The organism is Gordonia sp. 34D, assembly GCF_056682775.1.
Genome location: NZ_CM155293.1, coordinates 500,941 through 514,500, shown reverse-complemented (window position 1 = coordinate 514,500; position 13,560 = coordinate 500,941). Strand labels below are relative to the sequence as shown.

General features: G+C 64.3%; 10 protein-coding genes. 6 read left to right on the top strand and 4 right to left on the bottom strand.

Going from position 1 to position 13,560, the window contains the following annotated elements; translation table 11 throughout:
- Positions 1–149 precede the first annotated feature (149 nt).
- The 5 genes from AC1L34_RS02385 to AC1L34_RS02365 all read left to right on the top strand — a co-directional run bounded on the left by AC1L34_RS02385 (position 150) and on the right by AC1L34_RS02365 (position 6,903).
- Entirely contained in the window at positions 150–878 is a 729-nt protein-coding gene (locus AC1L34_RS02385; RefSeq protein ID WP_480035082.1) for a hypothetical protein, read from the top strand.
- A gap of 72 nt (positions 879–950) precedes the next feature.
- On the top strand, positions 951–1,388 hold the full coding sequence (locus AC1L34_RS02380; protein ID WP_480035081.1) for a hypothetical protein: 438 nt from the start codon (positions 951–953) through the stop codon (positions 1,386–1,388).
- A 57-nt stretch (positions 1,389–1,445) separates the two neighbouring features.
- A complete protein-coding gene (locus AC1L34_RS02375; RefSeq protein WP_424297338.1) occupies positions 1,446–2,903 on the top strand; it encodes a DUF3375 domain-containing protein in 1,458 nt (485 codons plus the stop codon).
- Entirely contained in the window at positions 2,900–3,499 is a 600-nt protein-coding gene (locus AC1L34_RS02370) for a DUF4194 domain-containing protein (RefSeq protein WP_424297336.1), read from the top strand. The genes AC1L34_RS02375 and AC1L34_RS02370 overlap by 4 nt, the downstream gene beginning before the upstream one ends.
- Positions 3,496–6,903, top strand: coding sequence for an ATP-binding protein (locus tag AC1L34_RS02365; protein WP_424323940.1), 3,408 nt, complete (start codon positions 3,496–3,498; stop codon positions 6,901–6,903). Before AC1L34_RS02370 ends, AC1L34_RS02365 begins: the two co-directional genes overlap by 4 nt.
- Here the strand turns inward: AC1L34_RS02365 and AC1L34_RS02360 are convergent.
- Positions 6,896–7,366, bottom strand: coding sequence for a MarR family winged helix-turn-helix transcriptional regulator (locus AC1L34_RS02360; RefSeq protein WP_424297332.1), 471 nt, complete (start codon positions 7,364–7,366; stop codon positions 6,896–6,898). The two genes, AC1L34_RS02365 and AC1L34_RS02360, sit on opposite strands and share 8 nt — an antisense overlap.
- A 107-nt stretch (positions 7,367–7,473) precedes the next feature.
- Here AC1L34_RS02360 and AC1L34_RS02355 point away from each other — a divergent pair, with 107 nt between their 5' ends.
- On the top strand, positions 7,474–8,664 hold the full coding sequence (locus tag AC1L34_RS02355) for a lipid-transfer protein (protein ID WP_480035080.1): 1,191 nt from the start codon (positions 7,474–7,476) through the stop codon (positions 8,662–8,664).
- Between the two features lie 44 nt (positions 8,665–8,708).
- Here AC1L34_RS02355 and AC1L34_RS02350 read toward each other — a convergent pair whose 3' ends face one another.
- From AC1L34_RS02350 to AC1L34_RS02340, 3 genes are all read right to left on the bottom strand, one after another.
- A complete protein-coding gene (locus AC1L34_RS02350; RefSeq protein WP_424294105.1) occupies positions 8,709–9,599 on the bottom strand; it encodes a type IV toxin-antitoxin system AbiEi family antitoxin domain-containing protein in 891 nt (296 codons plus the stop codon).
- Positions 9,600–9,694: 95 nt separating this feature from the next.
- Positions 9,695–11,722 carry a PhoX family protein gene (locus AC1L34_RS02345; RefSeq protein WP_480035079.1) on the bottom strand — a complete coding sequence of 676 codons (2,028 nt, stop codon included), beginning with the start codon at positions 11,720–11,722 and terminating at the stop codon, positions 9,695–9,697.
- A 75-nt stretch (positions 11,723–11,797) separates the two neighbouring features.
- Positions 11,798–13,546 (bottom strand): GNAT family N-acetyltransferase, encoded by a 1,749-nt coding sequence (locus AC1L34_RS02340; RefSeq protein ID WP_480035078.1) that lies wholly within the window; start codon positions 13,544–13,546, stop codon positions 11,798–11,800.
- Positions 13,547–13,560: the final 14 nt, after the last annotated feature.

Sequence of the window (13,560 nt, the reverse complement as noted above, 5' to 3'; positions counted from 1 at the left end):
GCTTCATCGCCAATACGGCAATTGGAACAGTGCCGCGAATTGTTAAACACGAACTAATCGCCACCGCGACGGACTACCGCGCACGCCCGCAACGGCTGCGCTTCGCCACTAGAGTGGTGGAGCCAACCCCAACCTGCGTTAGGAGTGTCGTGACCTCGCAACCGCGGAAGCCGTTGAGCGCAGATCTCGACCCCGACGGCATTGTCCGCTTGCGCCGCAGCAACGCATTCGCTGCTGCCCGCACCAGCCCCCACATGTCGGGCGCGCAGTTGTTGCCCGGTGGCCTTCCCATTGAGCAAGACATCGTGTGGGTATTCCCGGCGTTGATGTCAACGCCGATCACCCCGTTCACCGTGCGCACTCACGTCCGTCAGGCCTGGCAGTATTCGGTCGGCGCCGTCTTTCACCGCGCCATCATCACGCATGCCCGGTTTGGCCCAACATGGGTCGACGGACTACGGCACGCCGCCCAATTAGCGGTCAACGAACTGTATTCAATCCGAGTCACCGACCTGCCTGTCGTGGATGTGGTCGCGGGCCTCGAAACCTCGATCGACCTCTTCGGTCCACCAAACTCCGGCCTCCTCCACGGTGTCGAGTGGGGTTTCGGTGCCGAGTTCACCCTCGCGAGCGCCTATGGCGACACGTTCCGGCAATCATCGACCGACATCGTTCGGTACCGGTCGCGGCAGGCTGTCTTTGAGCAGGAATGGCCGCTCATGCAGCACCGACTCCCCCAACTCACGCAGCACTACATCGGTGGCGCCTACGACATCGTCGCGGCGTGGAACGACGACCGCAGCCTGTCGGCAAGCACCCTCCGCGACCAAGCCCGCACTCTCACCTACGACCTCCTCGAACGATTCAACCCAATCTGAAGATCGACGGAGGCCGCGACCGCGAGGGTTGTCAGAGCCCTGGCCTATCGTGTGCCGTACGAGAGGAATCGCATGACTAACCCCTTTAGCAACCCGTTCGAACCCCCGGACTTCGACGCGCCACAGACATCGCCGAGTGTCCCCACGCCGACGCCTGCGCAGCAGCGATATCCGGACCAGCCTGCCTACACCGGACAGGCCACTGGCCTGCCGCGCCCCGGCCAGACGCTACTGAAAGTGCTCGGCTGGGTCATCCTGCTGTTCGGCGCGTTGATCACGATCGCCGCACTCACAGACTGGTCCGAACCCGGAATGGCCGTCGCGATGACCTTCTTCGGGCTCGCCTTTATCGTCGCCGGTAGCACCATGATCTGGAAGAAACTCCCGTGGCGAATCGCAGGCCCGTCGATCGGAGTACTGGTTGTGATCTGCTTCGTCATCGTCGGTTTCACCGCGCCCGATCCCGACACCACTTCATCGACGCCAGCCCACAGCCAACTCATCCGATAGGACTCCCCAATCGAGGCACCGTGAGGCGCACCGTCGCCCGGTCGATACCCTGACCGAGTGCAATTCGACGAAATCGTCGCCGTTCGGAAGAGCAACGCGGCCTGGCGCCTCCTGCGCGCCGACAACGCACCCCTGCTGCTCTCGTTTCTCGGGCGCGTGTTTGTCGACGACAATGTCCGCGAAATTTCCGAATCAGCTCTGATCAGTCTGCTCGACGATGAGCTGTACAGCCTGAACAAGCGACTCGGCGAAGGAACGTATCCACGCACGCCAAAGGCGTACCTGGACGAATGGTCGGCCGCCGACACCGGCTGGCTCCGCAAGTACTACGTCATCGAATCCGACGAACCACACTACGACGCAACCATTGCCGTAGAACGCGCCGTCTCCTGGGTTCGCTCGCTCCGCGACCGCGGCTTCGTCGGCACCGAATCACGCCTCAACACCGTCTTCGATCTGCTGCGTCAGATTGTGTATGGCACCAGCACCGACGCTGAGATCCGCCTAGCCGAACTTCATCGTCGACGGGCCGCAATCGACGCCGAAATCGCCGCCGCTGAACGGGGCGATTTCCACGTCCTCGACGCCACCAGTCGCCGCGACCGCTACCAGCAGTTCGCCGACATCGCGCGGGCCCTCCTGTCCGACTTCCGCGAAGTGGAGTCAAACTTCCGCACCCTCGACCGGCAGATGCGCGAGCGAATCGCCACCTGGCGCGGCACCAAGGGCGAGCTACTCGACGAGATCGTCGGCAGCCGCAACATCATCAGCGACTCCGACCAAGGTCGCAGCTTTCAAGCCTTCTACGACCTACTTCTCAATGCCGAACGCCTCGACGAACTCGACGAACTGGTTCGCAGCGCGCAGGCCCTCGACGATGTCGCAGACGCCGATGTCCGCCTCACCAACATTCACCACGACTGGCTCGACGCAGGCACCCGAGCGCAAGGCACCGTCCGACGCCTCTCCGAACAGTTGCGGCGCTTCCTCGACGATCAAGCCTGGCTGGAGAACCGGCGCGTCATGGACCTGCTGCGGAACATCGAAACGTCAGCGTATGCCGTTCGCGAGCGACGCATCGACGACTTCACCATCGAGATCGACTCCCCCACCCCGAACGTTCACCTCCCCCTCGAGCGACCACTGTTTCGACCCTCCAGCAACGTCGAAGTGGCGAGCGATGGCATCGAAGAAGGCAACGCCGACGGCGAATCGGAGGCATTGTTCGAACAAATCCACGTCGATCCGGTACCCCTCATCGAGGGCGTCCGCCATCTGCTGCGCCGCCGCGATCAGGTGACCCTCGCCGACGTGATCGCCGACAAGCCTCTCGAGCATGGGCTGGCAGAGCTCATCACCTACATTTCACTATCCGACGAAGGTTTCTCGAAAGTCTTCGATGAGGACACGCACGAGTCGGTGACCTGGAACGACGACGCGGGCGGCACACGGACCGCCCACATCCCCCGCATCATTTACGCCCGTCGAAACCCGACCGATCAGGAGACCCGATGAGCCGGCCCGTGCCCCGCAACGAGCTCAACCTTCCGCTCGCGGTCACCTCGCTGATGAAGGGCGTCGTCTACCGCGATACCGCCGAATCGACGTGGCGCCATGTGCTCGGGCTGGCGTCGCAGGTCAGCGACTACGTCGCGACGCTGGGCCTCGCAGTGGTCATCGACGAGGCTGAGGGCTATGCCTTCCTACGGTCGAAGAGCGACGACGAACTCGCCGACCTGGGGATTCCGCGGCTTGTCGCACGGCACCAACTCCCGCTGCACACCTCGTTGCTGCTGGCCTTGCTGCGCAAGAAACTTGCCGAACACGACACCACCGACGCCGGCGAGCGGCTCATCTTGACCGGTGAACAACTCCGCGACCTGGTGAGTCCATTCTTCCCGGCCACCACCAACGAAGCCCGGACCATCGATCAAGCCGACACCGCCATCCGTCGCGTCGTCGACCTCGGCTTCCTGCGGCGCATGCCGGGCCAGGATGGCGAATACGAAGTCCGGCGCGTCATCAAGGCCTACGTCGACGCACAGTGGCTGGCCGATTTCGATGCCCATCTGGCGGAGTACGCCAGCATCTCCCGCGAGGAACAACTATGACGGGCCTGTTTGCCCCCACCGAATTGGAGAACCCGAGTTCAGCGCGGTCGGGGTTCCGGCTGCAGCGTTTTCAGGTCCTGAACTGGGGCACCTTCGACCAACGCGTCTGGACCCTCACGCTCGACGGCGAGAACGGCCTCCTCACCGGCGACATCGGCTCCGGCAAGTCGACGCTGGTCGACGCCCTCACCACGCTTCTGCTGCCCGCGCACCGCGTCGCCTACAACAAGGCGGCCGGAGGTGAGTCCCGTGAGCGCGACTTGCGGTCGTATGTGCTGGGCTACTACAAGTCCGAACGCAACGAAGTGACCGGAGCTTCGCGGCCCGTAGCGCTGCGCGGCATGAGCAACTACTCGGTGATCCTCGGTGTCTTCGCCAACGAGGGCTACGACGAAACGGTCACCCTGGCGCAGGTGTTTTCCATGCGCCACGACAGCGGCCAACCGGAGCGGTTCTTCACCGTCACCGACCGTGCCCTCGATATTGCCACCGACTTCGCCGACTTCGGCTCCGACCTCCGCGCACTGCGAAAGCGCTTGAAGGACAGCGATACTCGCATCCACGAGCACTTCCCCGAGTACGGCCGCGACTACCGTCGTTCGCTCGCGATCCGCTCCGAGCAGGCCATGGAACTGTTCCACCAGACGGTCTCGATGAAGGCCGTCGGCAACCTCAACGACTTCGTCCGCGACCACATGTTGGAGCCATTCGATTCCAGCGGGTGGGTCGACACGATGGTCGGCCACTTCGAGGATCTCACCGCCGCGCACGACGCTGTCGTCCTCGCACGATCACAGCTGGAACAGTTGGGTCCGCTGCTGGCCGACGACGACAAGTACCGTCGCCACACAGCCATGGCCGCCGAGTTGAAGGAACGACGCGGCGCTCTGCGGTCGTACTTTGCGCAGCAAAAGTACAACCTTCTCGCTGCCGACCTCGAAAACCACAACCGGGATCTCGTCGCCGCGCGCACCGCTCTGGAGACCGTCGACCGTGACCTGGCCGATCTGCGAATCGCATTGCGCGAGTTGGAGTTACGACAAGCTGGCCTCGGCGGCACCGACATCGCCGCACTCGAACAGCAGATCACCGAAGCCCAACGCCAACGAGAAGAACGGGCCGTCGCGCACGAGCGGTACTCGCGCCTCATCGACGACGCAGGCCTGGCCCCGGTGCAAGATCGTGGGCAGTTCGACCACCGTCGCACCGAGGTGTCCGACGCCGTAACCGCCCTTGACGCTGACACCGTCGAAGTCGAGAACTCGATCAACGAGGTCCGATACAGCCGCCGTGAACTCGACGGTGAAGGTCGTCGAGTGGCGAGCGAGATCGCTAGCCTCCGCGGGCGCACCAGCAATATTCCCGACCGCAATCTCCGAATCCGTGAACTCATTTGCACCGGTGTCGGCATCGATCACGACGAACTCCCCTTCGTCGGTGAACTCATTGGCGTCCGCGACGACGAGTCCCGCTGGGAGGGGGCCGCCGAGCGTGTGCTGCGCGGCTTCGGGCTGTCGTTGCTGGTTTCCACCGACCGCTACGACGAGGTTTCGGCCTGGATCGACGCCAACCACCTCGGTGGTCGCGTCGTGTATTTCAAAGTGTCCGACCATGTTTCGTCGAAGGGGGTGGCGACTCCCCCGGCTGGCGCGCTGGCCCACAAGATCGACATCAAGGAAGGCCCGTTTGAGCGGTGGCTGGAACGCCGACTGTTTGAGCGCGCTCGCCACCTGTGCGCCGAGACGCTCGAGGAGTTCCGCGCCGCCGAATTTGCGGTTACCGAATCCGGGCAGGTCCGCTCGGGCGGTGGCCGCCACGAAAAGGACGATTCGCAGCGCGTCGACGACCGACGCAACTATGTTCTCGGGTGGAGTAACGAGCAGAAGATCACTGCCCTTTTCACCGCCGGGCAGCGCGTGCAAGACCACCTCAATCGGGTCGACGCCGAGGTTACCGAGTTGGAGGAGCGTCGTCGGATCCTGATGAGTCGGCGCAATGCGCTGACCAGCCTCGACGCCTACCCGAGTTTCGACGCGATCGACTGGGCCTCGTCGGCCGCACGCATCGCGGAACTGACGCAGCGAAAGTCGGACTTGGAGCGGTCGTCGTCGGAACTCGCGGAGGTCACCGATGCGATTGCCGCGACCCGCGAGCAACTCTCGGCCGCCGATGCCACCCGAGATGGTCTGCGCGACAAGGTCTCCCGCCTGGAGATGATGCGCGACCAGGGCGAGAAGTCGCGCGCCGCCGCCCAAGCTGTCACCACCGAACCCGAGTTCGCCGACGCCGAACCCCATTTCGAGGCGATCGCGACGTCGGTGGCCGAGTACCGCGCCACCGTCGCGGAGGGATCCGCCGAGCCACTGACCGTCGCTGAGTGCGGCGAGTTGGAGGTCTCGATGACCGAGCGCCTAACTGATTCGTCAGAGCAGCACTCCTCACGCGCGGGCACCTTCGAGACTCGGGTGGTGGCGCGGATGTCGGACTTCAATCGCAGTCACCCCGTACTAACCACCGAGTTCGACGCCGATATCGCCTCGGCCGACGAGTACCGGGAACTGCACCGGCGTCTGGCCGAAGACGACCTGCCGCGTTTCGAGTCGGAGTTCAAGAACTACTTGAACACCAACGCGATCCGCGACATCGCGATCTTCGCCGCCAAGCTCAACAAAGAAGTACACCTGATTTCCTCGAAAATCGACACGATCAACGAGTCCCTCGCCGGCATCGAATACAACCCGGGCCGCTACATTCGGCTCGACGTGAACCCGACTGCCGCGCAAGATATTCGCGAGTTCCGCGCCGACCTTCGACGCTGCAGCGACGGCTCCCTCGAGGCCGACGCCGAAGGCGAAGAGACCACCGAAAGCTACGCCGAGGACAAGTTCCTGCTGGTGAAGGCGCTCGTCGAACGCTTCCGCGGCCGCGAGGGCTTCACCGATGTGGACCGCAAGTGGACCGAGTTGGTGACCGATGTCCGCAACTGGGTCACGTTCGCGGCATCGGAGCGCTACCTCGACACTGACGCCGAGTACGAGAATTACACCGACTCGGACGGTAAGTCGGGCGGCCAGAAGGAGAAGTTGGCGTACACGATTCTGGCGGCCTCGCTGGCGTACCAGTTCGATCTGAAGTGGGGCGCCACCTGCTCGCGCGACTTCCGCTTCGTCGTCATCGATGAGGCCTTCGGTCGCGGCTCCGACGACTCGGCACGCTACGCGCTCTCCCTATTCGCGCGCCTCGGCCTGCAACTCCTGATCGTGACCCCGTTGACGAAGATCTACACCATCGAACCCTTCGTCTCCGCCGTCGGCTACGTCGAAAACCGCGGCGGCAGCTACTCCCAACTCCAGTGCCTCACCATCGAGGAGTACCGGGCCCGCCGCGACGTCGTGGTCACGTAACGGTCCGCGCCTCGGCTTCCCGGTCGGCCGCCGCCACCACCTTCGACGACAGCGACACCAGCGCATCAATCTCGGCTTCGGTGAGCTGATCGGCGAACATGCGCTGGATCAGGGCAGCGTGGTCGGGGGCCGCAGCCTCCAACCGCTCGCGGCCGTGCGGCGACAACGCCACAACGATTCCCCGCGCATCTTCCGGCGCTGGCGACCGCGTGACCAGGCCCCGCTTATCCATGCGCGCCAGATGACGCGACAGTCGTGCCTTGTGCCAGGTCAACGACTTCGCGAGGTCGCGGGCCCGCATACTGTCGTCGCGTTGCGCGGACAAAGTCGTAAGGACGTCGTAGTCCGGCGCCGACAGCCCGTGACGTTCCAAATCGAACGCGATTTCGCCTTCCACGCGGATACGCAGCCACACATACGCCATCCACGCTGACATGCTGCGATCGTCGAGCCACTGGGTCATATACCCAGCCTATCGACCACACGTAGTCCGTCGATCAAGAAGCACTCGTAGCCCCCGCCCGATCACTAATGTCGAAGGACACCGGCAACCTGGTCAGGAGTCACAGAATGAGTAATCGCGTGTTCGTCGTCGGCGTTGGCATGACGAAATTTGAAAAGCCCGGATCCCGCGAAGGCTGGGACTACCCCGACATGGCCCGCGAGGCAGGGACCAAGGCCCTCGACGATGCTGGCGTCACCTACGACCAAATTCAGCAAGCCTACGTCGGCTACGTCTACGGCGACTCCTGCTCCGGCCAGCGCGCCGTCTACGAACTCGGCATCACCGGGATCCCTATCGTCAACGTCAACAACAACTGCTCCACCGGGTCCACCGCCATCTATCTCGGGGCCGAAGCGATCCGCGGTGGTCGTGCGGACTGCGTCCTGGCCTTGGGTTTTGAGAAGATGCAGCGCGGTTCGCTCGCCGCCGGATACACCGACCGCACCAGCCCGCTCGAAAAGCATGTGATGACGCTCGCCAAGCTGTACGAGCCGCAGCAGCCGATTGCGCCGTACATGTTTGGGGCTGCCGCCCGCGAGCACATGGAGCGCTACGGGTCCGCGCCCGAGCATTACGCGATGATCGGCGAAAAGAACCATCGCCACTCGGTCAACAACCCGTACGCCCAGTTCCAAGACGAGTACACGCTCGAGGAGATTCGCGAATCGCGCTCGATCTATGAGCCACTCACCAAACTGCAGTGCTCGCCCACCTCTGATGGTTCCGGGGCGGTCGTGCTGGCCAGCGAAACTTTCGTCCGCGCACACGACCTCGCCGACCAGGCCGTCGAAATCCTCGGCCAGGCCATGGTGACCGACACCGCGTCGTCGTTCGGCGACAGCGCCATCTCCGCGGTCGGCTTCGACATGAGCCGCAAGGCCGCCGAACTCGTCGTCGCCCAAGCCGACCGCAGCATCGACGAAGTCAACGTCATCGAACTCCACGACTGCTTCTCCGCCAACGAACTCATCACCTACGAGGCACTCGGCCTGGCGAAGGTCGGCGAGGGCCACAAACTCATCGAGAACGGCGAGACCACCTACGGTGGTCGTTGCGTGGTGAATCCGTCGGGCGGTCTCATCTCGAAGGGCCACCCCCTCGGCGCCACCGGTCTGGCACAGTGCAGCGAGCTCACGTGGCAATTGCGGGGCACCGCAGACCAGCGGCAGGTCGACGGCGCGCAATTAGCCCTGCAGCACAACATTGGCTTGGGTGGCGCGGTAGTCGTGGGGCTGTACCAGAAGGCTGTCTTGTAGTTTCGGCGAATCGCGTTGAGTTTGCTACGCATACGGTGGCAAACTCAACGCGATTCGGCTGCATCGGACAAGAGTGCCGCGACCTCTTCGATCGTCTCCGTTGGTTTCTCGTTCAACATGTGCCAGGTGTAGACCTTCTTGCGCCATTTGGCGTCCTCGAGGGCGTTCAGCTTCGCGCGGTCGGACCCGAAGCGGTCGTGCTGATAGTGAAAGGCCCAGCCGTCGATCTCGACCGCAACCTGCAGTTCCGGCCAGGCAAAGTCCAGTCGCCACCGACCAAACCGATACTGCTGCACCCAACCTGTGATTCCGGCTTCGCGCAGCAGGCGCACAAACAGTCGCTCAGCCTCCGACTCCGAATCCTCCGAAGCAATTCGCACGAGTTCGCGTGCTTCCGGCATACCGATGGTTCCCGCGTAGCGCTCCAGCATCGACACCAGCTCATCGACCCGGACCCGGCCCTGTTGCAGGACCCGATCGAGGAACCTGGTGCCGTCGTCAAGGGCGACCGCGGCGAACACTGCCGTCGCCGGCAGCGAGGTGACCGAAAGACCGCGAACCTCAACAACATCGACCGGGTGCAGAAACCGTCGAGATAGATCAACGTCACCGAACCGCCATCGCCCGGGGTGGATGCGGTTGGGAGCGGCAATCGTGAGTTGATGCGGCAGGTTGGGCAGCATGCCGTGCCACCACGCGGCGGTGGTTCGGTCGGCGACGCCTCGATGCGCCAGGACTGCGGCCCGGACCAACACCGCCTCCGTCAGCGGATGTGCCGCAGATCGAAAGATCGCCCGCGCCATCGGAACCCAGTCACCTTGATCGACCCGGCGCGCGATCTGTCTCCGCGTGAGACCACACTCCAGGGCCTGCGCCGTCGTAACGACGCCGTCTCGGGCTGCGAGCAGTTGTGCAATTTCCCCGTTGTACTCCACCCAAGTTGGACGCAGTGGCTACCCGTTCGGTTCCACAACACGCCGAGCGCGTTGAATTTGCTACGCATAAGGTCGCAAACTCAACGCGCTGACACCTACATGCCGATCGAACCGCCGCCCCTGCGCCAAACTGCGACCACCGACGGTCGTGGCTGGGAGCTTCCACCGTCGGGCCAGTGCGAGAAGGGCTTGTCCGCGGAGTGGTCGTCGTCTTCGCCCGGGTGCTGAACGCAGACGATGACGCGCTTGTCGTCGATGATCGGGCCGCAGGTTTCGCCGCCACGCGGGACCGTCAGGAACTGTTTGGTTTCGCCACGGCGGTCGCCGTCGAGGGCGACCGCAAACAGTCCATCGTTGCTGTCGAGAGCGTTGCCGTCGGTGGAAATCCACAGGTTGCCGTGCGGGTCAAACGCCACGTTGTCGGGGCACGAAATGGCGCTGACCTTCGTCTTGTCGAAGCCGCCGTAGTAGGTGTCGGCCTCCGCCGGGTCGCCGCAGACAAGGAGAAGGTCCCAGGTCAGACTCTCACCGACATGGTCGTCGGTGATTTCTAGGATCTGGCCGTTCTTGTTCTCGTTGCGCGGGTTGGTCGCGTCGCGTCCCGGCTTCCCGTCGACACCGCGCTTGCTGTTGTTCGTCAGCGCCGCGTACACCTTGCCGGTGGCCGGGTTGGGTTCGATGTCTTCGGGACGATCCATCTTGGTGGCCCCGACCTTGTCCGCGGCTTCGCGAGTGTAGACGGCAACCTCAGCCGCCGTCATGCCCTGGACGTGCGACGTCGCCGAACCGTCCGCGTTCACGGTCATCAACTTGTGCCACTTGCCAGTACCTGCGGCGTCGTCGACGGTGACGGGCCTATCGCTGGAGAACGACGCCACGTACAGGGTGCCTTCGCTGAGGATGCCCATATTGTGCCGCTTGTCGCCCTCTGTGATTTTGCGGCTGGAGACGAACTTGTAGATGTATTCGAAGCGTTCGTCGTCGCCGGAGTAGACAACGACGGTGCCCGCCGCGGGACCGTCGTTGACGACCCACACGGTCGCGGCCTCGTGCTTCAGGCGGCCCAGTGCCGAGTGCTTGAGCGGCGTCGACTGCGGGTCGTCGGGATCAACTTCCACGACGTACCCGAAACGGTTGGCTTCATTGGATTCTTTTGCGAGGTCGAAGCGCGGCTCAAACTGACCCCACTGGTGGTAGTCGGAGTCGTCCTCGAAGCCGTAGCGCTTCAGGTGCGCGGCCGCGGCCTTGTCGGTGACCTTGCTGGTGTTGGAGAAGTAGTTGTTGAAGTTCTCCTCGGCGGACAGCATGGTGCCCCAAGGGGTGATGCCGCCGGAGCAGTTGGCGATGGTGCCGAGGACCGTGGTGCCGGTCGGGTCGCCGGTGGTCTTCACCAGGTCAGTGCGGGCAGCCGGCCCGGTGATCCGGAACGGGGTGCTCGCGGTGATCCGACGATTGCGCGGCCCAACAACCGGCGTCAGCGAGCCGTCCTTGACGGAATCCGTGACCTCGAGAACTGTGATGCCGTGAGCGGCCATCGCGATCCGCGCCTGCTTCTCGGTCGGTTCCTTTTCCTTGTACCCGCGGAACATGAACTGCTCGGTCGTGTACTCCTGGTTCACCACCAGGTACGAATGCCCGGGCACGCCCGCAATCGGGATCAGACCGGCAAAGTCGTTGTTGAAGCCGAACTGGCCCGCCTGCGCTTCGGGTGTTTGATTGTCGAAGTCAAACTCGGGTGTGCCAGGTAGGACGGGATCACCCCAGCGGACCACGACCTTCTGGTCATAGCCTTTCGCCGTGATCAAGGCGTCGTCGGTGTTGGGCTTCACCGGGTCGAAGCGCATGCCGTCGTAGGGGCCGCTCGCGGTGGTCGTGGTGTCGTCGCCGCAGGCAGTCAGGAACGACGTCGCTCCCGCGGCCACGACCGCACCGACTGCGCCACGCAACACCGTCCGCCGTGACAACGCTGTCCGGGCGACGTCGCGGAAGTACCTGTTATCGCTGGTGTTGCCCGGTTCATGCCAGCACGCCTCACCGCACTTGTACTTGCAGGTGACGCGCGAGCGGGCGGAACGACCAACGTCGTCTCCACCAGCGGTAAACAGTTGTAACGGGATTCGCATGGGCCGACCGTAAAGTCGTCAGGTCACCAAACTCGATCGTCGGAGTGAACGCGAAACGAACAGCGGGTATCGCGCTTACAGAGTGCGCTTCAACCCGACATGCTCGGACGCGAACCCTGCCTTCGCATAGAACGCGCGGGCGCGTTCCCGCACCTCATCGGTCGTCACCTGCACCAATTGGGCGCCGTGGGCCCGACCATGGGCTTGCGCCCAATCGAGCATTGCCGTGCCCAACCCCTGCGACCGCGCCCCGTCCGCGACGCGCAAACCCTCGATCTGCAGCCGCGTGGTGCCGCCGCGCGACAGCCCTGGAATCACGGTCAGTTGCATCGTGCCGACGATCGCGTCGTCACCGTCGCGCACCACCGCCAGATAGTGCGAACGGTCCCGCGCGACGACGTCGAAAGCCGCCTCATACCGCTCCACTTCCGCACCTTCGCGAGTGCGACCGAGCTCATCGTCGGACAGGAGCGCCACGATCGCCGGGACGTCGGCGCGAGCGGCACGCTGCACGCGAAAGCGACGGCCACCGACATTGAGCACATCCCCCGCCGACGACCGCGCGCTCGCCTGCAGTCGGGCGACGAGTTCGTCGAGCCAGTGCCCGACATTCGTCCGCGCTTCCGCCGTGTCCGGATAGCGGCACCGGAGGTGGAGGCCGTTCTCGTCGAGGATGAACCACAGCATCACCCCGTTGGTGCGGATCACGGCCCCGACATACTGGGCGTCGATGCTCGAAGAGTCGACGCGAACCGGGAGGCGGCGCAGGTCGAGCCACGAAATCGCGAACATCCCAGGCGCTTCGGGCATGTCGCCGCCCCACGGTTGCAGGATGTCTTCCAGCGGCCACGACCCCCGGCTGACGGCCTCCCGAACGGCGCCCGTGCACGCACCAGGATCTGGATTGGCCGACGCCAGGACCGAATTGGTGATGAACCACCCGACGCACTCGTGCCAGGTTGCGTCATACCGACTGTGCACCGGGAACACGGCGCGCAGCGGTTGGCCGGCGACGTCGCGCGTCACGGCAGTCATGGCCGACACTGCCAGCGACAGCGTCGACACCCCGTCGTTCCGGGCCTGCGCCGAGAAGGCTGCACTGTCGTCAACATCGAAAACGTCGCGGACTTCGACGCGCTCGGACTGCATTTCCGGGGCACCCAGCGGGAGCGGGAACCGCGGCATCACATCACCACTGTCGGCGAGAATCTGCGCCCACCGATCACGGATTTCGGCCGGTGCCGTCGGGCGGTCGATCATGGCGCGCGCGTGGTCGACGAACGCGGGGACGACGCCGGTTAGGCGATGGTCGAGCGCGGCGAGCAGATCGCGGACAATCACCAGCATCGACCACATGTCGACGTGCGCATGGTCCGCGGCGACCACGATCGTCGGACCGGCAGTCGTCTCAAGAACACACAGCCGGTGCGACGGCCGCGAGTACGGCCGGCAATGCGCGTCGAAGACTTCACGCAGTGCATCGTTCACGGCCTGACCTGTGCCGATGTCGTGGTCTACCCACGTGCCAGCGCTGATCTCGACCTCGTGCAGGCGCGGGCCGTCGACCGTGGGAACGAACATCGTACTGAGGGTTCCGTGCCGCGCGATCACTGCCAGCCACGCCGCCGCCAACTCCTCACGAGGCACGGGCGCAGGCAGCCGGAACGACAGCGCCATCCACGATCCGGGACGGTCGCCCGCGCCGACGTGACGACGTTGGTCGAAGGAGATCGGGAGCTCGCGCCCGGGGTCGGCCACGGTGACGTCGTAGCCGAACAATCGCCCGAACGGAAGACGGAGGTGCCCGATGTTCGTCAGCCGCATGGCGCTACGCTACG

Coding starts and splice junctions, on each gene's coding strand:
- AC1L34_RS02380 (WP_480035081.1), top strand. CDS start 951: ATGACTAACCCCTTTAGCAACCCGTTCGAACCCCCGGACTTCGACGCG.
- AC1L34_RS02370 (WP_424297336.1), top strand. CDS start 2,900: ATGAGCCGGCCCGTGCCCCGCAACGAGCTCAACCTTCCGCTCGCGGTC.
- AC1L34_RS02365 (WP_424323940.1), top strand. CDS start 3,496: ATGACGGGCCTGTTTGCCCCCACCGAATTGGAGAACCCGAGTTCAGCG.
- AC1L34_RS02360 (WP_424297332.1), bottom strand. CDS start 7,366: ATGACCCAGTGGCTCGACGATCGCAGCATGTCAGCGTGGATGGCGTAT.
- AC1L34_RS02355 (WP_480035080.1), top strand. CDS start 7,474: ATGAGTAATCGCGTGTTCGTCGTCGGCGTTGGCATGACGAAATTTGAA.
- AC1L34_RS02345 (WP_480035079.1), bottom strand. CDS start 11,722: ATGCGAATCCCGTTACAACTGTTTACCGCTGGTGGAGACGACGTTGGT.
- AC1L34_RS02340 (WP_480035078.1), bottom strand. CDS start 13,546: ATGCGGCTGACGAACATCGGGCACCTCCGTCTTCCGTTCGGGCGATTG.